This is a genomic window from Alteromonas sp. 4NH20-0056, from assembly GCF_057539655.1.
Window position 1 is genome coordinate 335,388 of sequence record NZ_BAAJLS010000004.1, and the last position, 20,537, is coordinate 355,924.

Annotated in this window: 19 protein-coding genes; 17 read left to right on the forward strand and 2 right to left on the reverse strand. The window is 45.3% G+C overall.

Translation table 11 applies throughout. The annotated features are described in order from the left end of the window. Positions 1 to 21: 21 nt before the first annotated feature. Complete coding sequence (locus AC27EZ_RS10125; RefSeq protein WP_487135212.1) at positions 22 to 252, forward strand: hypothetical protein; 231 nt, start codon at positions 22 to 24, stop codon at positions 250 to 252. Here AC27EZ_RS10125 and queG read toward each other — a convergent pair. Beyond that, a complete protein-coding gene (queG, locus tag AC27EZ_RS10130) occupies positions 249 to 1,391 on the reverse strand; it encodes a tRNA epoxyqueuosine(34) reductase QueG (protein ID WP_487135213.1) in 1,143 nt (380 codons plus the stop codon). The two genes, AC27EZ_RS10125 and queG, sit on opposite strands and share 4 nt — an antisense overlap. A 6-nt stretch (positions 1,392 to 1,397) precedes the next feature. Between queG and AC27EZ_RS10135 the strand changes: the two genes are divergently transcribed. The 14 genes from AC27EZ_RS10135 to AC27EZ_RS10200 all read left to right on the forward strand — a co-directional run bounded on the left by AC27EZ_RS10135 (position 1,398) and on the right by AC27EZ_RS10200 (position 18,010). Next, positions 1,398 to 2,897 (forward strand): NAD(P)H-hydrate dehydratase, encoded by a 1,500-nt coding sequence (locus AC27EZ_RS10135; protein ID WP_487135214.1) that lies wholly within the window; start codon positions 1,398 to 1,400, stop codon positions 2,895 to 2,897. A 56-nt stretch (positions 2,898 to 2,953) separates the two neighbouring features. Further along, positions 2,954 to 3,436 carry a tRNA (adenosine(37)-N6)-threonylcarbamoyltransferase complex ATPase subunit type 1 TsaE gene (gene tsaE, locus AC27EZ_RS10140; RefSeq protein ID WP_487135215.1) on the forward strand — a complete coding sequence of 161 codons (483 nt, stop codon included), beginning with the start codon at positions 2,954 to 2,956 and terminating at the stop codon, positions 3,434 to 3,436. 73 nt (positions 3,437 to 3,509) lie between these two features. Next, positions 3,510 to 4,835: an N-acetylmuramoyl-L-alanine amidase gene (locus AC27EZ_RS10145; RefSeq protein ID WP_487135216.1), complete on the forward strand. Its 1,326-nt coding sequence runs from the start codon at positions 3,510 to 3,512 to the stop codon at positions 4,833 to 4,835. Between the two features lie 43 nt (positions 4,836 to 4,878). Further along, positions 4,879 to 6,633, forward strand: a complete 1,755-nt coding sequence (gene mutL, locus AC27EZ_RS10150) for a DNA mismatch repair endonuclease MutL (RefSeq protein WP_487135217.1) — start codon at positions 4,879 to 4,881, stop codon at positions 6,631 to 6,633. Beyond that, positions 6,623 to 7,561, forward strand: coding sequence for a tRNA (adenosine(37)-N6)-dimethylallyltransferase MiaA (miaA, locus tag AC27EZ_RS10155; RefSeq protein ID WP_487135218.1), 939 nt, complete (start codon positions 6,623 to 6,625; stop codon positions 7,559 to 7,561). The genes mutL and miaA overlap by 11 nt, the downstream gene beginning before the upstream one ends. 76 nt (positions 7,562 to 7,637) lie before the next feature. Then, on the forward strand, positions 7,638 to 7,889 hold the full coding sequence (gene hfq, locus AC27EZ_RS10160; RefSeq protein WP_487135219.1) for an RNA chaperone Hfq: 252 nt from the start codon (positions 7,638 to 7,640) through the stop codon (positions 7,887 to 7,889). Positions 7,890 to 7,906: 17 nt separating this feature from the next. Beyond that, positions 7,907 to 9,196 carry a ribosome rescue GTPase HflX gene (gene hflX / locus AC27EZ_RS10165; protein ID WP_487135220.1) on the forward strand — a complete coding sequence of 430 codons (1,290 nt, stop codon included), beginning with the start codon at positions 7,907 to 7,909 and terminating at the stop codon, positions 9,194 to 9,196. Between the two features lie 54 nt (positions 9,197 to 9,250). Then, on the forward strand, positions 9,251 to 10,402 hold the full coding sequence (gene hflK, locus AC27EZ_RS10170; RefSeq protein ID WP_487135221.1) for an FtsH protease activity modulator HflK: 1,152 nt from the start codon (positions 9,251 to 9,253) through the stop codon (positions 10,400 to 10,402). Positions 10,403 to 10,407: 5 nt separating this feature from the next. Next, entirely contained in the window at positions 10,408 to 11,289 is an 882-nt protein-coding gene (gene hflC, locus AC27EZ_RS10175; protein ID WP_487135222.1) for a protease modulator HflC, read from the forward strand. 232 nt (positions 11,290 to 11,521) lie between these two features. Next, positions 11,522 to 13,123, forward strand: a complete 1,602-nt coding sequence (locus AC27EZ_RS10180) for an AbgT family transporter (RefSeq protein WP_487135223.1) — start codon at positions 11,522 to 11,524, stop codon at positions 13,121 to 13,123. 157 nt (positions 13,124 to 13,280) lie between these two features. After that, on the forward strand, positions 13,281 to 14,360 hold the full coding sequence (gene hemH, locus AC27EZ_RS10185) for a ferrochelatase (RefSeq protein WP_487135224.1): 1,080 nt from the start codon (positions 13,281 to 13,283) through the stop codon (positions 14,358 to 14,360). 11 nt (positions 14,361 to 14,371) lie between these two features. Next, positions 14,372 to 14,785, forward strand: coding sequence for a DUF4112 domain-containing protein (locus tag AC27EZ_RS10190; protein WP_487135225.1), 414 nt, complete (start codon positions 14,372 to 14,374; stop codon positions 14,783 to 14,785). A 147-nt stretch (positions 14,786 to 14,932) separates the two neighbouring features. Next, positions 14,933 to 16,573: an acetolactate synthase large subunit gene (locus AC27EZ_RS10195; RefSeq protein WP_487135226.1), complete on the forward strand. Its 1,641-nt coding sequence runs from the start codon at positions 14,933 to 14,935 to the stop codon at positions 16,571 to 16,573. Positions 16,574 to 16,582: 9 nt separating this feature from the next. Beyond that, the gene (locus tag AC27EZ_RS10200; protein WP_487135227.1) at positions 16,583 to 18,010 is read left to right on the forward strand and encodes an aldehyde dehydrogenase family protein; all 1,428 of its coding nucleotides are present in this window, start codon (positions 16,583 to 16,585) and stop codon (positions 18,008 to 18,010) included. A 55-nt stretch (positions 18,011 to 18,065) separates the two neighbouring features. Here the strand turns inward: AC27EZ_RS10200 and AC27EZ_RS10205 are convergent, their stop codons facing one another. Further along, entirely contained in the window at positions 18,066 to 18,422 is a 357-nt protein-coding gene (locus AC27EZ_RS10205) for a DUF2237 family protein (RefSeq protein WP_487135228.1), read from the reverse strand. A gap of 141 nt (positions 18,423 to 18,563) precedes the next feature. Here AC27EZ_RS10205 and ubiG point away from each other — a divergent pair, with 141 nt between their 5' ends. Next, positions 18,564 to 19,313: a bifunctional 2-polyprenyl-6-hydroxyphenol methylase/3-demethylubiquinol 3-O-methyltransferase UbiG gene (ubiG, locus tag AC27EZ_RS10210; RefSeq protein ID WP_487135229.1), complete on the forward strand. Its 750-nt coding sequence runs from the start codon at positions 18,564 to 18,566 to the stop codon at positions 19,311 to 19,313. A gap of 251 nt (positions 19,314 to 19,564) precedes the next feature. Then, on the forward strand, positions 19,565 to 20,494 hold the full coding sequence (locus AC27EZ_RS10215) for a lipase family alpha/beta hydrolase (RefSeq protein ID WP_487135230.1): 930 nt from the start codon (positions 19,565 to 19,567) through the stop codon (positions 20,492 to 20,494). Positions 20,495 to 20,537 lie beyond the last annotated feature (43 nt).

Consider the following 20,537-nt stretch of genomic DNA (forward strand, 5'->3'; position numbering starts at 1 on the left):
ACGATGCAAAGGTTCTTTAGATTGAAGAAAAAAGGTCAGTTAGCCTTTATTGCGGCGTTGATAGTATTCATTGCTATCGCCGCTGATCAATACCGCTATTACAATAATAAACTTAACAGCGCGAGTGCACAGAAGGCTGAATTGCATAGAGAGTTAGAGCGAGAGAAAGCAACTAACACAACTCAGCTTAAGGTAATTAAGCCTACCTCAAGGCTTGCGAAGGGCGATACCTCAAACGCACCTACTTCTTAAGCGTCTCTAGGTAAACCTTTCTCAATAGCACGAATAAACCGTTCTTGTTTTCTGCTCGCTGTGGGCGCCTTAACGTTTGCTTTTTGTTGTTGTGTCAATGCCCATTCAATATGACGGTCTACCTGCTCGTTCACCTTCCCTTTTTTAAGATTGAGTACGTCAACTATTTCTTCGTCGTAGGGCGCGTTTCCCATCGCAACAGCAATATTTCTTAGCCACTTTACATAGCCTATTCTGCGTATTGGCGAGCCTTCGGTGTTTTGCAAAAATGCCGTCTCTGACCATGAAAATAGAGTGACTAGCGATTGACCATGAAGAATGTCTCGGGCGTGAAAATCCTCTTCTTCAGTAATATCTGCATAGCGGTTCCACGGGCAGATTAGCTGGCAGTCATCGCAGCCGTAAATCCTATTACCCATTAACGGGCGTAATGCTTCGGGAATATCCTCGTCAGACTCAATCGTGAGATAAGAAATACACCGTCTTGCGTCTACCGTATAGGGGGCGACGATAGCATTGGTTGGGCAAATAGTAAGGCATGCGGTACAGCTCCCGCATCCTTCTTCAACGGGGGCGTCAACAGGAAGGGGTAAATTAATGAAAAGTTCGCCTAAAAAAAACCACGACCCAGCTTCTTTATTAATGGTGAGGCTGTGTTTGCCTGTCCAACCTAGCCCTGCTTTTTCTGCGATGGCATGTTCTAATACGGGCGCAGAGTCAACAAATGGGCGGTATGATGTGGAACATAACGCTTGAGTAATTTTTTCACCCAGTTGCTTAAGGCGTTTTCGAATTACCTTGTGGTAGTCTCTGCCAAGGGCATATCGGCTAACATAGCCAATATCCGGGGTTGATAGATGTTGAGCAAAGGACGCATCGGGTGGAAGATAGTTCATGCGCACGCTGATTACCCGCAATGTTCCAGGTACCAGTTCGGCAGGACGAGCACGCTTCATACCATGACTTTCCATGTAGTGCATGTCACCGTTAAATCCGTTCTCCAGCCATGCTTGAAGATGGGCCTCATGCTGATGCAGATCAATATCGCTGATACCAACTTGCTGAAAGCCTAGCGAATAACCCCAAGCCTTGATATTGTTTGTTAATTCAACTAAGTCGATAGAATTTATTGTGGACATGCGCTTATGCTAGATACTCAACTCACCTCAAGTTTATCATACAAACTTTTCAGAGCCGACCAAGTAAGAGAAAACGAAGCTAAAGCCGCTGAACAGTCAGGTTGTGACATGTTTACACTGATGCAGCGAGCTGGCGACATTGTGTTCGAGCAATGCCAAGAGCGCCTCCCCAATTCTGATGTGTATTTAATTGTTGTAGGGCAAGGGAATAATGCAGGTGATGGCTATGTAGCAGCGATTAATGCAAAGCTGGCGGGCAAACAAGTTTATGTTTGCGCGGTGCAGCCAGAACGAGTTTTAGAGGGCGATGCTGGTACTGCACAATCTCGATGGATAGATTTAGGCGGAAAGATTAGAGCATTTGATAGCGCATTACTTGAAAAAGCGGACGTTGTAATAGATGCGCTTCTTGGCACGGGTATCAATAGTTATATAAGAAATGAATTCGCCCATATTATTGATGCTATCAATGCATCAACAACGCCTATTGTCAGTGTTGATGTCCCCTCAGGGCTCGATGCTAATACCGGGCAAAGTTTAGGGCGCTGTGTACAAGCCGATGTAACGGTAACATTCGTTGGCATTAAGCCTGGGCTGGTTACCGGAGCGGGTAAGCAATCGTGCGGCAAGCTGGTATATGCCGACTTAGGTATCGGTAAAGCGTTTCAATCGCTGGCACGTGCCTGCGCAACGATGCTGAATATCGAACATTTTAAAGGCATGGGGCCACGGGACATCCACAGTCACAAAGGCACCTATGGGCGATTACTTTGTGTCGGAGGAAATCGAGGCACTGCTGGTGCAATAAGGCTTGCTGGTGAGGCCGCACTAAGAAGCGGAGCCGGTATGGTTCGGATTTTTACGCATACCAATTCGGTTGTACAAGTGAGTGCAGGAAGGCCTGAACTTATGGTGTCCGATACCGATTTGGCTGCCGCGCTCGATTGGGCAACTTGCGTAGTAATAGGGCCAGGATTAGGCCAAGATGAATGGGCTGAGGAGACCTTTCAGCTTACGATGAAGTATTGCCAGCAGCATAACAAACCTATGGTTATTGATGCCGATGCACTTAATTTACTATGTAAACAATCAACCGCTTTTACCATAGAAAACAGCATTCTTACACCACACGCGGGTGAAGCCGCGAGATTGCTTGGTGTATCTATCGATGACGTGGAAGGCGACCGATTTAATTATGCTCGTCAGTGCGCGCAGCGTTATCATGCGGTGTGTGTGTTAAAAGGCGCAGGAACACTCATAGATAACGAACGTAAAACCTGGGTGTGTCGTCATGGCAATCCTGGCATGGCAACCGCGGGTAGTGGCGACGTGCTCAGTGGCATTTTAGGAGCTTTACTTGCGCAAGGCTTAACGGTTGATATTGCTGCCAAATACGGCGTTACGCTGCATGCAAAAGCGGGAGATGATATTGCCCAGACCTACGGCCAGCGTGGTATGATAGCCAGCGATTTGTTTGATGCGGTGAGAGCGCTGATAAATCAGTAGTCTACAACAGCATTCAACGTCGTTTTTCGTTTAACTTCGATGATGGAACACAATACATGTCATATCCGCAGGCTTCATTTTTTGCAGCGCAGCAAGACGACACCGCTTTGCTCGCTCAAGACTTGGCGCAAGCCGTAAAAACGGCTGAATCGTCTAATGCTGTTATTTATCTCGATGGTGACCTAGGGGCAGGAAAAACAACATTCAGTCGTTTTTTCATCCAATCATTTGGTCATCAAGGTAGCGTGAAAAGCCCAACCTATACTCTAGTTGAACCTTACGAGCTAGAAGATGTCTCTATTTATCACTTCGATTTGTATCGTCTCGCCGACCCAGAAGAGCTTGAATTTATGGGCATTAGAGATTATTTCGGTGATAACACTATTGCCCTCATTGAATGGTCGGAGAAAGGGGGAGAGTTATTAGCAGCTCCGGATATTGTGATTGATATTGCTATTACGCCATCTGGTCGCACATTTACCGTTACTGCCAGAAGTGCAAAAGGTGCAAGACTACTACAACAGTGTAAGCGACTGTAGTAAGCTATTTATGCAATATAATGATAATAAGCCTGCATGCAGGTAATAGATAAGGCCCTAAGATAGGCGAATTATGGTGCGCAAAGTAATTTTGATGTTTTTTTTGTGTTTCGCGATACACAGCGTGTCAGCGGCACAAAATAGACTAGAAAGCGTGAGGATTTGGCCCTCACCCGATAATACGCGTGTAGTGTTAGACATGCGTAGCGCGCCTGATTTTACATACTTTAATCTTAAAAAACCTGAAAGACTGGTTATCGATCTTGCTGCTACAGACAACAAACTAAGCCTTTCTAATATTGAGAATAGCGGCGATTTAATAAAAAAAATTCGCTATTCGACCCCTAAAAATAAACACTCTGCACGTATAGTTATCGAACTTAATCGTAACGCCGAACCAACGCTTTTTGCCATGACACCTGAAGCATCATTTGGTCACAGACTGGTCATTGATTTAGCCGATAGCGAACCAAAGATTGCACCAGCAAGTGTGGTGATGGACGAGACTACGAGCACAAGAGATAGAGATATTATTGTTGCTATCGATGCCGGACATGGGGGAAATGACCCAGGCTCTATTGGTCCAGCGGGCACGTATGAAAAACACATTACATTAAGTATTGCCAAAAAACTCGAAGCCATGGTGAATGCCGAGCGCGGCATGAAAGCATTTATGACGCGCAGCGGAGACTACTATATTTCGCCCAATAAACGCCCCGAGCTTGCCCGTCAACAAAAAGCCGATTTACTTATTTCTATTCACGCTGATGCCTTTACGCAACCTGAACCACGAGGCGGCTCAGTGTGGGTACTGTCGATGCGCAGAGCTGATACCGAGCTAGGGCGCTGGATGGAAAGAACAGAACGTCATTCCGAGCTTCTTGGTGGGGCCGCGGAAGTCATTAGTGACAAATCCAGTGAGCGATATTTAGCGGAAACGATCCTTGGTCTGTCAATGGATCACAGCATGGCGACCAGCCATGATTTAGGGAACAAAGTTATCCAAGAGTTAAAAGGAGTGACGAAACTGCATAAAAAGGCCCCTCAAGCGGCGAGCTTAGCAGTATTAACGTCGCCCGATATCCCGTCTATTTTGGTTGAGGTTGGGTTTATCTCGAACCCCCAAGAAGAAAAAAACCTAAATTGGACCAAATATCGAGAGCGTTTGGCAAAGGCGATGTTCAACGCTGCTAAACGCTATTTTAAACAGGTGCCACCAGATGGTACATTATGGGCATCTGAGAAAGCGAAAAATCGTACCCATAAAGTACGAAGCGGCGAGTCGTTATCAATACTTGCACAGCGCTACAACGTAAAAATAAGTAGCATAAAAGCAGCCAATAACCTAAATAATGACGTCGTTCGAATCGGGCAAGTACTGACTATTCCTAATATATAATCAGCCCACCTTCGATAAAATAACTATCTAGCAGGGTTACCCATTGCCTATACAACTATTATCCCCTCAATTAGCTAACCAAATCGCTGCCGGTGAAGTGGTTGAACGCCCCGCGTCTGTCGTCAAAGAGCTTGTTGAGAATAGCTTAGATGCAGGGGCAACTCGCATCGAAGTCGATATTGAGAAAGGCGGCCACAAACGAATTCGAATCAAAGATGACGGCAGTGGTATTGCCAAAGACGAGCTGACGCTTGCATTAAGTCGCCATGCGACCAGTAAAATAACGACCTTAGATGATTTAGAACAAATTCTGTCTCTTGGCTTTCGCGGAGAAGCATTAGCAAGTATTAGTTCTGTTAGCCGCTTAACGTTAACGTCTCGCACACCAGAGCAAAAAGAGGCTTGGCAGGCCTATTGTGAAGGCCGTGAAATGGCAGTAAGCGTGAAACCCGCTGCGCACCCGATAGGCACAACTATTGATGTTGCCGATCTATTTTATAATACCCCTGCGCGGCGAAAATTCCTTCGGACAGAAAAGACTGAATTTCAACATATCGAAGAGGTTATCAAGCGAATTGCATTGAGCCACCCTAAAACATCTTTTGTCTTGAAGCATAACGACAAGATAGTAAAGCGTTTTATTGCTGATAAAAACGGGTCGATGACGGCGAGGATATCGGGCGTATTAGGGCAGAAGTTTGTCGATAACGCGATTCATGTTAACACCCTCTACGATGGTATAACGATTGACGCCTGGTTAGGCAATGAGGTGATGCTTCGCAGTAGTAACGACTGTCAATTTAGTTTTGTTAATGGCCGTGGTATGCGAGATAAGTTAATTATGCATGCTATCCGGCAGGCTTATGAAAGTGTGTGGGGCGTCGTAGAACAGCCTGCGTTTGTTGTTTATTTAACGATAAACCCGAAAGATGTAGACGTTAATGTGCATCCAGCAAAACATGAAGTACGTTTTCAGCAGAGCCGATTGGTGCACGACTTTATATGTAAGACAGTATGCGACGCGTTGAGCGATATTACCACGGCGCCGAGTGATGCCACCCCTGAAGGGGCAAACTCTTACAGTGTATTTGACGCGTCACCCGCCACGCATGATTATATTAGACCGCTAACGCCAGCGCCCGCGTCATCATCGCCAACGCGTTCTGCGCGCTCGTCGACGGGCGCTTATCATACCCAATCGACATCACCAAGCGGTGCTTATAACGCCAATTTTACCGCACTGATGACGCCAAATGCCGACACTGGTAACGATAAATATCGAGCCAGCGATATTGAATCTTCTTTTTTTAGTCTGTCGTCGTTACTGAGGCTATATAAAAAAGACGAAAGTATTTTTCTACTTTGCGCTTCAAAACTTGCGGGATCATGGTTAAACAACCTATTTTTAAATGCAGAGAATGCGCAACCCTTATTAATGCCAGTCGCGATTTCAATTGATAACGTGTCAGATAAGCGTATTGAAAAGCTGACAGAACATAACTTTGTCATAAACAAAGTAGCGGGGAAAATCCGTTTGCAGCAAGTTCCTGCCGGAACCCGCCATCTTCCGTGGGTAAAATGGTTTGAGAAGCTATTACTTGAAACAGAATGTGACGATGACAGCATGCTGACTAACCTCAATGTTGCCAAATGTGATGTAGACGAGAACCTATCTGCTCACATCTGGCACTGGTTGGATCAGCAATCTGAAGTTAAACAATGGGAATATGTAGAGCAATTTGCTAGAGTGCGCTCCATCGACGCCTTGTCTGAATTTTGGGGCACAAATGATAGGTAGTGGCACAGAAGCTGCAAAGCCAGTAATCGCAATAATGGGTCCCACGGCTTCTGGTAAGACAGGACTTGCTTTAGCGTTATCCGATATGGCGGACTGTGAAATAATAAGTGTCGATTCTGCACTCGTTTACAAAGGTATGGATATTGGAACGGCAAAACCGACTCGTGAAGAGTTAAATAAGGTTCCACACCACCTCATTGATATTATTGAGCCAACCGACAGCTATTCCGTGGCGCAATTTTGTACTGATACCACAGCTCTTATTGGCGATATTCATGCTAGAAATAAGGTGCCCGTGTTGGTTGGCGGTACAATGATGTACTTTAATGCCTTGATAAATGGAATTTCGGCACTACCTAAGTCTGATGAGAATATCCGACGCGATATAAATGAAGAAGCAAAAGCCAGAGGTTGGGAGGCGTTACACACACAGTTGCTCAACGTCGATCGTGTGAGTGGTGAAAGAATTCACCCTAACGACCCACAACGGATAACGAGAGCGCTTGAAGTATATCGAAGTACCGGTAAGACACTAACGCACTGGCAAGGTGTTAAAGGGTTCGAATGTCCTTACGACATTACCCAATTTGCGATAGCGCCAGATGACCGCGCCAAGTTACATAAACGTATTGAACAGCGGTTCGATATTATGCTCGAGCAAGGTTTCGAGAACGAAGTAAAAAATCTATTCGAAAGAGGTGATCTAAATGAAGATTTACCGTCTATTCGTTCAGTAGGTTATCGACAAATGTGGCAGTACTTGGATGGACAGCTTTCATATCCAGAAATGAGAGAAAGAGGTATCATCGCCACAAGACAATTAGCCAAGCGACAACTGACGTGGTTGAGAGGTTGGAACGAGGTCACGTGGCTTGACACATTTTGTAATGATAATTTGACTAAAATTACAGCAAAAGTCACACTTTGAAGTGTTGAGTGTGATATACATTAGACGTGCAATAGCTGCATTGCGCAGCATTAATAATAAAAACTAAGGATATCAAATGGCTAAAGGGCAATCTTTACAAGACCCATTTTTAAATGCACTGCGCAAGGAGCGTATTCCAGTATCAATATATCTGGTTAATGGCATTAAATTACAGGGACAAGTTGAGTCTTTCGATCAGTTCGTGATTTTACTCAAAAATACAGTGAGCCAGATGGTGTATAAGCACGCTATTTCAACCGTTGTACCCGCGCGCGCAATCACAATGCCAAGCGCAACAGGAGATTCTGACAATACTAAAGCTGAATAAATTAGAAGGTAACGCGCTTGTTTGACCGTTATGAAGCCGGTGAACAGGCTGTACTTGTTCATGTTAATTTTACCGATGAAAACAGTAAGGAAGATCTCGCTGAACTAGAATTGCTAGTGTCTTCTGCAGGGGTAGATGCCGTCGAGGTTTTAACGACGTCACGAAGCGCGCCTCATGCCAAGTTTTTTGTCGGTTCAGGCAAAGTTGAAGAAATTGCTGCGGCCGTTAGTGCACACAATGCGAATGTGGTGATTTTTAATCACTCATTATCGCCGTCACAGGAACGTAATCTTGAGGCGGTGTGCAAGTGTCGTGTACTCGATCGCACCGGACTCATTTTGGATATCTTTGCTCAACGAGCCAGAACGCACGAAGGTAAACTACAAGTAGAATTAGCGCAGCTGCGCCATATTTCTACACGCCTCATTCGAGGCTGGACTCACCTTGAACGCCAAAAAGGCGGGATCGGGCTGCGTGGACCTGGTGAAACACAGCTAGAGACGGACAGACGTTTGCTTCGAGGGCGCATTAAAGCCATTTTGCGTCGCTTAGAGAAGGTACAAAAGCAACGAGAGCAGGGACGGCGCTCGAGAAAACGTGCTGAGATTCCTACGGTGTCCTTGGTAGGATATACAAACGCGGGTAAGTCTACCCTTTTCAATACGATAACCGATTCGCATGTTTATGCAGCCGATCAGCTATTCGCAACGTTAGATCCTACGTTACGAAAAATTGAGCTTCAAGATGTGGGGCCTGCAATACTGGCTGACACGGTCGGATTCATTCGTCATTTACCACATGATTTGGTTGCCGCGTTTAAAGCAACGCTACAAGAAACGCAAGAAGCTGACTTGTTACTGCATGTTGTCGACATTGCTGATGTTAATTATCGTGAAACGATGGATGAAGTTAACGCTGTACTTGAAGAGATTGATGCTGACGACATTCAACAATTACTTATATGTAATAAGATTGATAAACTTGAAGACGTAGAGCCGCGTATAGAGAGAAACGAAGACGGCATTCCAATAAGAGTGTGGTTGTCAGCACGAACTGGCCAAGGTACGGAACTATTAGGTCAAGCGCTTACCGAGTGCTTGGCTAAAAGCATGGTGAACTATACATTGCGTATTCCCCCAGCACAGAGTCAATTGCGAGGGGTATTGTACGAATTGAATTGTATCGCCAGCGAAGAGTATGACAGTCAAGGCGATTGGTTAGTTGACGTTAGAATGCAAACGGCCGATTGGAACAGGCTAGAAAAACGACTAGAGCACGGATTATCAGAATATGTTGTGCGTCACTAAGTAAAGTGACACATGAGTACTTAATAACAATATTATAATTTATGGAGTATCAGCATGGCTTGGAATGAGCCGGGTGGAAATAAAAACGACCCGTGGAAAAATCGCGGTGGGAAAGACCAAGGCCCACCTGATTTAGACGATGTATTTAAAAACCTGTTTGGCAAATTTGGCAAATCAGGCGGCGGTAATGGTGGCTCAGGCAAGAGCTTGGGCGGCATTGGTGCAGGTATTTTGGTTGGCCTTCTCGTTGTTATCTGGTTTATCAGTGGCTTTTACACGATTCGTGAAGCTGAGCGTGGCGTGGTGTTACGTTTCGGTGAATACCATGAACAAGTTGAACCAGGCCTACGTTGGGCGCCGACATTTATTGACACAGTAATGCCGGTAGATGTTCAGTCTATTAGAGACCAGTCTTCATCAGGCTCAATGCTTACTGAAGATGAAAACGTGGTTAGCGTTCAAATGGAAATGCAATTTCGTGTTGTTGACCCATTCCGCTGGATTTACGCGGTTGAAAACCCTGAAATGAGTTTAAGCCAGTCACTCGACAGCGCAATTCGTTATGTTGTTGGTCACTCTGCCATGGATGACGTGTTAACTGACGGTCGTGAACTAACCCGTCAGCGCGTATGGGAAGAGCTTCAATCTATTATCGAACCCTATAACATGGGCGTATCGATTATCGATATGAACTTCAGAGACGCTCGCCCCCCAGAGCAGGTTAAAGACGCATTTGATGATGCGATATCTGCTCAGGAAGATGAACAGCGTTTTATTCGAGAAGCTGAAGCGTATGCACGTGAAATTGAGCCACGAGCACGTGGTCAGGTTAATCGTATGAACGAAGAAGCACAGGCCTATAAAGAGCGAGTAACACTTGAAGCGCAGGGTGAAGTTTCTCGTTTTGAAGAGTTGCTACCTCAATATGTTCGCGCACCAGAAGTAACGCGTGAACGTATTTACTTGGAGACAATGGAAGAAGTACTAAGCAGTACGAGTAAGATCCTAGTCGACAGTAAAGGCGGTAACAACATGATGTATCTACCTTTAGACAAGATCATGGAGCGCCAACAAGGTTCATCGCAACCAAGTTCAAGAAGCACCCTTGAAGGTCTGCAGCGTCCGGTAGTGGATGAAGGCGCGAATAGTCGCAATTCGTCACCTACATCAGGTTTACGCGGCGGTAGCTCGAGAGAGGGGAGATAGGTAGTATGAAAAATTTAGGCATTGCAGTATTGGTTTTGCTGGTTGTTCTTGCTTCTGGTTCACTGTTTGTGGTGAAAGAGGGCGAGCGCGCGATAGTGATCCAATTTGGTAAAATTCAAAGAGATGATGCAACCGGTGATACGAAAGTATTTACGCCAGGTTTGCATTATAAACTGCCATTTATTGATTCAGTTCGTCACTTAGACGCACGAATTCAAACATTAGACGGCACACCAGATCGCTTCGTTACTAGCGAGAAAAAAGACTTAATCGTTGACTCTTATGTGAAATGGAAAATCGATGATTTCGCTCGCTATTATCTATCGACTGGTGGTAATAAACTTCAAGCTGAAGCGCTATTAAAGCAGAAAGTGAATAATGGTTTACGTTCTGAATTTGGTACGCGCACTATCGCTCAAATCGTGTCGGGTGAACGATCTGCACTGATGAATCAAGCGATGGAGCAAGCCTCTACGTCATCAGACGAGCTAGGCATAGAGATTGTTGATGTGCGTGTTAAGCAAATTAACCTGCCAACGGAAGTGAGTAACTCTATATTCCAACGTATGCGTGCAGAACGTGCTGCGGTAGCAAGAGAGCACCGCTCAGAAGGTCAAGAGCAAGCTGAAGTTATTCGCGCAAACATTGACGCGAAAGTAACGGTAATGCTTGCTGATGCTGAGCGTAATGCGCGTCAACTACGTGGTGAAGGTGATGCACTCGCTGCTCAGATATACGCTGATGTATATTCACAAAGCCCAGAGTTTTACAGCTTTCTTCGTAGTATGGATGCGTATAAGAAAAGCTTTAGTAGTAAACAAGACGTACTTGTTGTTGCACCTGATAGCGATTTCTTCCGCTACATGAATAAATCGACTGGTAACTAGTCTTCAAAAAACAGATAAAGCCAGCCTTCGGGCTGGCTTTTTTTTGTCATTTTTTACACTTAAGCTCGGGCTGGGTGTCATGGATTTACGTTGGACAGTGCCAAAGTTGACCCAAATCGGGTAAACTAACGCCGATAATTATTAAAACAATAAGACGTATCTTTACTGATTGATTATGTAGTGTTCCCACCTACTTAGTAGTAAAGAATGTAAAACGACAGAGGGATTTTTTTTGGCTTCGGAAAATACTAAAAGGCAGTCTGCGAGTGAAAATCGTGGACAGGGTGGTTTATTCTCGCGATTTCTCGCGACAGTAGAATGGTTGGGTAATTTACTTCCACACCCCGTAACGTTATTTGCGTTACTTTCACTATTTATTGTCATTCTAAGCGGTATTCTTGGTTACTTTGATATTGCTGTTGCAGACCCACGCCCTGAAGGGGCAAAAGGGAGAGATGCTGATGGCATGATTGAAGTTATTTCACTCATGAGTGCCGAAGGGCTGCAGCGTATTGTGACTGGGCTAGTAACAAACTTTACTGGTTTTGCGCCGTTAGGTACGGTGCTAGTGGCATTACTAGGTGTGTCTGTTGCAGAGCACTCAGGCTTATTATCTGCGGCAATGCGTGCACTTGTTATGAATGCCTCTAAGCGTGCCGTTACGTTTGCGGTGGTATTCGCAGGTATTATTTCGAACACCGCGTCAGAGCTTGGTTATGTAGTACTTATTCCGCTCGCCGCAATGATTTTCCATTCTTTGGGTAGACACCCGCTCGCCGGTCTTGCTGCCGCTTTTGCGGGCGTGTCAGCTGGGTACAGTGCAAACTTATTGCTTGGAACGGTAGACCCGTTACTTTCAGGTATTACCGAAGCTGCAGCGCATATGATTGACCCTGATTATGTCGTCGGCCCAGAAGTTAACTGGTATTTCATGTTCATCAGTACATTTGTCGTCGCCACGATGGGCACTATCGTCACTGAAAAAGTGGTTGAGCCTCGATTGGGTAAGTTCGATGAATCAGAAGCATCAATCGACCTTGGTAAGCAATCGATGGACGCACCTACCGCCATTGAAAAGAAAGGCTTGCGTTGGGCGGGCATATCATTCGTTGTAGTCTGCGCAATATTAGCCATTACTATTGTGCCTGAAAACGGTATTTTACGTCACCCAGAAACGGGTGCCGTTGCAGGTTCTCCGTTTCTAAAAGGTATTGTTGCGTTTATTTTTATAACGTTTGCTGTGCCGGGCTTTGTATACGGAAAAGTCACAGGGTCAATGAAAAGTGACCGTGATGTGATAGATGCCATGTCGAAAAGTATGGGCGCGATGGGCCTTTACATAACTCTCGTATTTTTTGCCGCTCAGTTTGTAGCGTTCTTTAAATGGACCAATTTAGGTACCGTACTTGCCGTAAAAGGGGCCGCGCTTCTACAGGCTGTCGGACTAGACGGACCATCGGTATTTATACTCTTCATACTGATGTGCGGGATTGTTAATTTATCGCTAGGCAGCGCATCTGCGCAATGGGCAGTAACTGCGCCTATTTTTGTACCGATGCTCATGTTGATTGGTTATTCTCCTGAAGTTATTCAGGCGGCTTATCGAATCGGAGACTCTGTGACGAATGTCATCGCGCCTATGATGAGCTACTTTGGCTTGATTCTGGCCATGGCAGCGCGTTACAAGAAAGACCTTGGGATGGGCACGTTGATTGCGATGATGTTGCCGTATTCAATGGTGTTCATCGTGGGTTGGACTATCTTGTTCTATATCTGGGTATTTTTGCTTGGTATGCCGGTTGGTCCTGGTGCAGCAACGTACTACCAGCCGTAGTAGCGGATACACATTAACAGTTAATAAAGGCGGTTTTCCGCCTTTTTTTATCGGCAAAACTAATCGGTATGATCACACTAATTTTGCGTTAGGACAGATCATAATGCTGACTATTTCAGTATACTATCTGTATTAACGATGTCTTAAGAGAACGTAAATGAAGTTTAAGAGTAATAAAGGGTTTACCCACGCACAGGCCGATAAAATTGGTGTGTTAGTGACGAACCTAGGAACGCCAGACAGTCCAACAGCCGGCGCACTGCGACCTTACTTGAAAGAGTTTTTGTCAGATCCCCGAGTAGTAGAAGTTCCAAAGCCAATCTGGTGGTGTATATTAAACCTTATTATTCTTAATATTAGGCCTAAACGTTCTGCCGCAGCGTATGCGACGGTATGGACAGACGACGGCTCGCCGTTACTAAGTATTACCAAAGCCCAATCAAAAGCCTTAGAGGCAAAATGTAAAGCGACGTATGGTGATGATGTTATCGTCGATTTTGCTATGCGCTATGGCAATCCCTCAATCAAAAGTGTTTTGGACAGAATGCTTGAAAATGGGGTACGAAAGTTAGTTGTGTTGCCGCTTTATCCGCAATACAGCGCATCAACGACGGGCTCGACATTTGACGCAATTGCACAAGATTTTATGAAACGTAGATGGTTACCTGAACTTCGCTTCATTAATCACTACAACGATAGAGATGACTTTATTACTGCGCTGGCTAACAAAGTAAAAGCGCACTGGAAGACGCACGATAAAGCCGACAAGCTTATTTTCTCCTATCATGGTATTCCAAAGCGCTACTTAATGAATGGCGACCCTTACCATTGTGAATGTCATAAAACATCGCGTCTTATTGCAGAAAAATTAGGACTAGCACACGATGACTACATGACGACCTTTCAGTCACGTTTTGGTCGAGAGGAGTGGTTGAAACCGTACACAGATGAAACCCTAAAAGGTTTGCCTGAGGCTGGTGTTAAGTCTATTCAAGTGATGTGTCCGGGGTTCTCTGCTGATTGTCTTGAGACAATAGAAGAAATTGGCGAGGAAAACCGAGAGTACTTTATGGAAGCCGGTGGCCAGCGGTATGAATATATCGATGCACTAAACAGTGATGAAGAACATATCGAGATGTTGTTTTCGCTCGTTCAAGAAAACCTTCATGGCTGGACCGTAAGCAGTGATAACTCGGTACGCGCAGGATTGGCTCATACGATGGGCTCAGACAAATAAACGAGGATTTTATGGACAAGGACGTTGGTGCACCTAAAGCATTACTCAAAGCACAGAAAATGGCAAACTTGCTTGATACGGCGGTAAAGTTACCCATTATTCCTGTGAAAATTGGTCTCGACTCTCTCGTCGGTCTCATCCCTGGGGCGGGTGATGCACTCATGTTGTTTGTGTCACTGCGCATTGTTTGGCTGGGTAAATCGCTAGGTATGCCGAAAGCCCTTGTTGCTCAAATGATAAAAAATTCAGTAATCGATTTTGGTTTGGGCTTCATCCCTTTCGTTGGTGACATTATCGACATTTTTTACAAAGCCAACCAGAAAAACGTAAGGCTTATGGAGCGCTGGTGGATAAGTAATAATAAGTCTAAGGTCGATGCAGCGACGCAAGCGAAGTTAGCCAAATGGGAAGCAGAGCTGGATTAAGTACTCCTCTCGTATATTTATCACTGTTATTGTCTCTATTCATTAAAAAACATTAATCGTTATCTATACTTAGTGCGTAGCAATACCACTGGGTGTGTTTGAGATAGCGCGCCATCACTTTACGAAAGTCAAAGGAGTGTGCGATTAATGAAAGCGTCTGATTTATTTGTAAAAGCGTTAGAAGCCGAAGGGGTCGAATATGTATTCGGCATTCCGGGGGAAGAAAACTTAGACTTGCTGGAATCTCTGCGCGCGTCGTCTATCAAATTAGTGCTCACTCGCCATGAACAAGGCGCAGGCTTTATGGCCGCCACCTATGGCCGTCTTACGGGAAAGGTGGGCGTGTGCCTCTCTACTCTCGGGCCTGGCGCTACCAATCTAGTAACACCTGCTGCGTATGCCCAATTAGGGGCAATGCCCATGCTTATGATAACAGGGCAAAAACCGATAAAGACCAGCAAACAAGGTAGGTTTCAGGTCATCGATATTGTCGATATGATGCGCCCCATCACAAAGTACACAACTCAAGTGGTCAGTGGCGACCGTATACCTTCTGCGTTGCGCGAGGCCTTTAGGCTTGCACATGAAGAGCGCCCTGGCGCGGTCCATATTGAGTTACCGGAAGATATCGCAGCAGAAGATACCACACAGCCACTGTTAGCGCCAAGTGTGTCACGCAGACCAATAGCAGAATATAAAGCCATTTCTGCGGCGGTTGAAATGATAGAAAGCGCTACATCTCCGTTACTGATGATAGGCGCTGGCGCTAATCGCAAACTTACGGCGAAAATGCTTCGCGAGTTTGTCGATAAAACAGGTATTCCCTATGTCACAACCCAAATGGGGAAAGGCGTATTGAATGAAAGTGACCCACGCTTTGCTGGCAATACGGCATTGTCTGATGGTGACTTTGTTCACCGTGCTATTGAGCGCGCCGACCTTATCATCAATGTTGGGCATGACGTGGTTGAGAAGCCCCCGTTCTTCATGCATCACGACGGTAAAAAAGTCATTCATGTTAATTTTGAAACCGCCGCAGTTGACCCTGTTTATTTTCCTCAATTGGAAGTTGTCGGCGACATTGCTAACAGTATTTGGCAGTTAAAAGAAGGGATAACACCGCAAGATAACTGGATGCTCGATTTCTATAAAGATGTGCACGATGCTTATGTTGCGCACCGAGCTGAAGCCGAAGATGATAATCGATTCCCTATTCTTCCAGAACGTTTTGTGAGAGATATCAGAAAAGTAATGCCTGAAGACGGCATCGTCACCTTAGATAACGGCATATATAAAATCTGGTTTGCGCGAAACTACCCGGCCTACCACCCTAACACTCTATTACTTGATAATGCGCTTGCGACCATGGGCGCCGGTTTACCGTCTGCGATTGCGGCTAAATTGGTGAAGCCCGACGTGCCAGTGTTAAGTGTGTGCGGCGACGGTGGTTTTATGATGAATAGTCAAGAGATTGAGACTGCTGTTCGGCTAAAGCTTGATCTCGTTGTTGTGATTTTAAGAGACGATGCGTACGGCATGATAAAGTGGAAACAAGCTAATATGTCGTTTGACGAATTCGGTCTTGATTACGGCAACCCAGACTTTGTTAAGTATGCACAAAGTTATGGTGCTAAAGGCTGGCGTGTTGACAGTGCTGATGTCTTAGTGCCTATTATAGAAAGTTGTTTATCAACACCTGGCGTTCATGTTATCGATTGCCCGGTAGATTACAGCATGAATGACAAAACGTTGAACCATACAATTAAAGAGCTTAGCGCTAAGTTATAGGGAGAGAATATGTTACAGGAAAGCTATCCGTACTACCTTGCCAGTGAGGCCTGTTTTGCAAATACCGATCTTGAAGTGACCAATAAATATAGTGGCGTAGTGGCGACACGCGTCGCGATGGCAGATGCCTCGGTTATTGATAAAGCAATTGCCGCTGCGGAAGAAGCGCAGCCGGCTATGACTGCGATGGCACCCTATGAGCGTCAAGCTGTTCTTGAGCATTGTGTGAAACGTTTTACTGAGCGTGCTGACGAATTGGCTGATGCACTCTGTATTGAGGCGGGTAAACCGATTAAAGACGCGAAAGGTGAAGTGAGTCGTTTAATTGATACGTTTAAAATTGCCGCAGAGGAAAGCGTACGTATTGGCGGAGAGGTGGTGAATCTAGAAATCACTGCACGTGCTAAAGGGTATCAAGGCATGACTAAGAAAGTCCCTATTGGCCCTTGCTCTTTTATATCGCCGTTTAATTTCCCTCTTAATTTGGCTGCGCACAAGGTGGCACCCGCCATCGCAGCCGGATGTACGTTTGTGTTAAAGCCGGCTTCACGAACCCCCATAGGGGCGTTGATCATTGGAGAAATACTCGCTGAAACTAACCTTCCCAAAGGTGCGTTTTCGATTCTTCCGTGTAGCCGAGACGGAGCAGACCTATTTACTACCGACGATCGTTTAAAATTACTAAGCTTTACAGGGTCACCTGATGTGGGCTGGGCACTTAAAGCAAAAGCGGGTAAGAAGCCTGTGGTGTTAGAGCTTGGCGGTAATGCTGCTTGCATCGTTGATAAAGATGCCGATATAGACGACGCGATTTCGCGTGTCATTATTGGTGCGTATTATCAATCGGGTCAAAGCTGTATTAGCGTACAGCGCCTACTCGTGCATTCTGAAATTTATGATGAATTTAAATCGAAATACGTGGAAAAAGTAAAAGGGTTAGTATCGGGCGATCCGTCAGATGAAAACACCTTTATTGGCCCTATGATTTCAGAATCTGAGGCTGAGCGATTGCACAACTGGATCATTGAAGCTAGTGAGGCTGGTGGCACTATTTTATGCGGTGGAACACGAGAAGGGGCCATGCTACAGGCCACTGTCATGGAAAATGTACCAAAGGGGTGTGACGCGAGTGCAGAAGAGGCGTTCGGGCCGTTGTCGATATTGCTACCTTTCGATGATTACGATGACGCACTGAAAGAAGTGAATAACAGCCGGTATGGTTTACAAGCTGGCGTATTTACGCGAGATATTTATAAAGCACACAAAGCGTGGAATGAACTCGATGTTGGTGGGGTAGTGATCGGCGACGTACCAAGCTGGCGTGTAGACAATATGCCCTATGGCGGTGTGAAAGACTCAGGTTTAGGTCGCGAGGGTATTCGCTATGCGATTGAAGATATGACTGAAACAAGGTTGATGGTGATTAGAACGCCATAATCATGACGTGATTCACTTAATCAATAAATAAAAAAGAGCGCACCGTCGCTCTTTTTTATTCTGCATACTCTTCTAGTAGCGCCAGAGGAATAACGTTTAACGCCTTCTCATGTGTGGCTTCAAGCCTTATTTTTGGTGCTACCCCTGCTTCATACGCTTGCAACCAGCGCGCAGCGCATAAACACCACCGGTCTCCCGCGAGCAACCCTGGAAATGCCATACTAGGCCAAGGGGTGATTAAATCGTTTCCTTGGCGAAGTGAGAATTGCAAAAATTCATCGGTGACTACCGCGCACACGCTATGATTGCCAACGTCAGCATCAGGCACATAACAAAAGCCCTCGCGGGTAAAGCCTGTGTTTCCACAGCAAAGTTGTAATGGGCGGCCATATACATTTTTTTCATTCGCCAAAACGATAACTCCACTTCATACGTATATTGAGCGTTGATAGAAAAACAGTAACCGTATCGAATACGATGCTCAAATAAAAATCGTTGTACCATTGATAAGTGTAACGTGAATATACGCCGCCATCAGAAAAAAGGTTTTGTCATGCTAGATAAAAGTGAAAAGTCAGCGCCGCTAAATTACTCACAAGATGAGATTGCTCGATTTGATGCACTGGCAGAATCGTGGTGGGACCCAAACGGGCAGTATAAAACAGCACTGGCGTTTAACTTTTCTCGATTAGCGGTAATGACCGCTCAAATTCGTGAGCACTTTGACAGGGATGAAGGGAAGGACGCGCTGGCCGACCTATCTATTGTTGATATTGGCTGCGGAGGTGGGCTTATCAGTGAATCGTTGGCGAGCTTAGGTGCAAATGTGACTGGCATTGATGCAAGTGCAATGAGCATTGAGGTAGCGAAACGTCATGCCCTTCATAATAACGTTAGCGTTGATTATAAGCATCAATTGTCCAGCGAACTGGTTGCACAGGGAAAACAGTACGATGTAGTGATTAATGCAGAAGTGGTAGAGCACGTCCCAGACCAAGCCGCGTTAATAAGAGAATGTGCTTCTCTAGTAAAACCTGGCGGTATGCTTATCCTCGCCACATTAAACCGAACCATTAAGAGCTTTATTATTGCAATTGTGGGCGCGGAATACGTGATGCGGTACTTACCTATCGGTACCCATGACTGGAAAAAGTTTGTGAAACCCACCGAACTTAAGCAATGGGTGGGAAAGGGCTTTACGTTAACCCATGAAGTGGGAATGAAATTAAATGTATTGTCGTCTCAGTGGCAAACTACACCAAGCTTATCGGTTAATTACATTCAATGTTTCAAGAAAACATAAACCGCCTCAACTATTATGTATCACAGCTGTTTATGGTCTGTATTCGTTAGCAAAATAGTATGGTGTGCAATACGTATATAGCAAATAAATATCAATAATATCAATATCTTACTTTTTGTATTTGGCGATATTCCTCTTTTTCTTTCTGTTATTCCTTTCTTTGGTTAATCGTGCTGGTTGATCTTTACATTATATTTACATAAATATAACAAAAAGGTCTGACCACGGACCTCTTAAAAAAAGGGCACATAATGAAGAAATTGACACTGTTACTCACGCTAATACTGGTACTTGTCCCGATGCAGGCACTGTCAGGTACCTACGCAAAAACCAAATACCCTATTGTGTTGGTGCACGGACTTTTTGGTTTCGATGACATTTTGTTTGTCGATTATTTTTATAAAGTTCCACACAAACTTACTCGCAATGGTGCGCAGGTTTATATCGCAGAGGTTGCACCAGCAAATTCTACAGAAGTGCGCGGCGAGCAATTATTGCAGTATATCGACGAAGTACTCGCTCTCTCTGGCGCTGAAAAAGTCAATATTATTGGGCACAGTCATGGTGGGCCCACGGCGCGCTACGCGGCAAGTGTCGCGCCTGACAAAGTTGCATCTGTCAGCTCTGTCGGCGGAGTGAATTGGGGGAGTGCAGTAGCGGACATGTTACGCAATGGCTTAGCAGAGGACTCGATTCAAGAGGGAACAGTGGGCTTGGTTGTTGATGCCTTTGCAAATGTGATTGAGTTAGCGTCAGGTTCTGACCCAAGAGACCAGCCCACTGATGCGGTCGAGGCGTTAAATTCACTTTCTACAAATGGCACGCTGGCGTTTAACCGTCGCTACCCAGAGGGCATGCCATCAGCCTACTGTCGAAATGATGGAAAAATGCTTGCAGAAAACGGCGTGCATTATTTCTCGTGGAGCGGCGGCCGCACCTACACCAACGCACTTGATGTCGTTGATCCGTTTCTAGCGATAACTGGGTTGGCATTTAATGAGCCTAATGACGGATTGGTATCAACATGTAGTTCCCACCTAGGAAAGGTGCTTAAAGACAATTATAAAATGAACCATCTAGATGAAGTGAACCAAAGTTTTGGTATTACGCATTGGTTTGAGACTAATCCTGTCGATGTGTTCGTAAGACAAGCTAACAGGCTTAAGTCGTTAGGGCTTTAATTAGGTGCGTAATTGGGCATTATTAGGAGGTTTCGGCCTCCTT

Coding starts and splice junctions, on each gene's coding strand:
- queG (WP_487135213.1), bottom strand. CDS start 1,391: ATGTCCACAATAAATTCTATCGACTTAGTTGAATTAACAAACAATATC.
- AC27EZ_RS10135 (WP_487135214.1), top strand. CDS start 1,398: ATGCTAGATACTCAACTCACCTCAAGTTTATCATACAAACTTTTCAGA.
- tsaE (WP_487135215.1), top strand. CDS start 2,954: ATGTCATATCCGCAGGCTTCATTTTTTGCAGCGCAGCAAGACGACACC.
- AC27EZ_RS10145 (WP_487135216.1), top strand. CDS start 3,510: ATGGTGCGCAAAGTAATTTTGATGTTTTTTTTGTGTTTCGCGATACAC.
- miaA (WP_487135218.1), top strand. CDS start 6,623: ATGATAGGTAGTGGCACAGAAGCTGCAAAGCCAGTAATCGCAATAATG.
- hfq (WP_487135219.1), top strand. CDS start 7,638: ATGGCTAAAGGGCAATCTTTACAAGACCCATTTTTAAATGCACTGCGC.
- hflK (WP_487135221.1), top strand. CDS start 9,251: ATGGCTTGGAATGAGCCGGGTGGAAATAAAAACGACCCGTGGAAAAAT.
- hflC (WP_487135222.1), top strand. CDS start 10,408: ATGAAAAATTTAGGCATTGCAGTATTGGTTTTGCTGGTTGTTCTTGCT.
- hemH (WP_487135224.1), top strand. CDS start 13,281: ATGAAGTTTAAGAGTAATAAAGGGTTTACCCACGCACAGGCCGATAAA.
- AC27EZ_RS10190 (WP_487135225.1), top strand. CDS start 14,372: ATGGACAAGGACGTTGGTGCACCTAAAGCATTACTCAAAGCACAGAAA.
- AC27EZ_RS10195 (WP_487135226.1), top strand. CDS start 14,933: ATGAAAGCGTCTGATTTATTTGTAAAAGCGTTAGAAGCCGAAGGGGTC.
- AC27EZ_RS10200 (WP_487135227.1), top strand. CDS start 16,583: ATGTTACAGGAAAGCTATCCGTACTACCTTGCCAGTGAGGCCTGTTTT.
- ubiG (WP_487135229.1), top strand. CDS start 18,564: ATGCTAGATAAAAGTGAAAAGTCAGCGCCGCTAAATTACTCACAAGAT.
- AC27EZ_RS10215 (WP_487135230.1), top strand. CDS start 19,565: ATGAAGAAATTGACACTGTTACTCACGCTAATACTGGTACTTGTCCCG.